This is a genomic window from Pseudomonas sp. EL_65y_Pfl1_R83 (assembly GCF_963970695.1).
Classification (GTDB): domain Bacteria; phylum Pseudomonadota; class Gammaproteobacteria; order Pseudomonadales; family Pseudomonadaceae; genus Aquipseudomonas; species Aquipseudomonas tritici.
Genome location: NZ_CAXAQI010000476.1, coordinates 1 through 437 on the forward strand (window position 1 = coordinate 1; position 437 = coordinate 437).

Consider the following 437-nt stretch of genomic DNA (forward strand, 5'->3'; position numbering starts at 1 on the left):
GTGACGGACAAATGGCACCGATGCACAACGATATGCAGTGATCGACCGCCCTGCGATCGGGATAGCACGGTAGAGGGGTTCTCTCGCAACGCCCGTTCCATCATTTATCGGCTCAGCACGCCGACCACATCATCCGCTGGTGAAAATCTAGCGGGGGGTCGATGTCGCGAAAACCGAGCTTGAGATAGAGTGCGCGTGCCCGAAGGTTGGTATGGGCCACGTGCAAATCGAATCCCTTGCTGCCCGCCGAAACAAGCGCGGCCTTGGTCCAGTTGATCAACGCCACGCCGAAACCGCGTCGGCCGGGCAGAAACCCCATATCCAGCGCGCGCCACATGCTGCCGTGCCGGTCGAGATAATAGCGCCCGATCGGCACCACCGTCTCGCCCTGCGCGCGCTCTACGATCCAATAATCGGCGCGAGGAAACTGTTTGAGG

The 437-nt window shown here is 60.6% G+C and carries 1 protein-coding gene; it reads right to left on the minus strand.

Features of this window, described 5'->3' with window-relative positions; translation table 11 throughout:
• Positions 1–112: 112 nt before the first annotated feature.
• Positions 113–437 (minus strand): GNAT family N-acetyltransferase (locus AACY08_RS29910; RefSeq protein WP_339472698.1); only part of this gene is annotated, 325 nt, incomplete at its 5' end.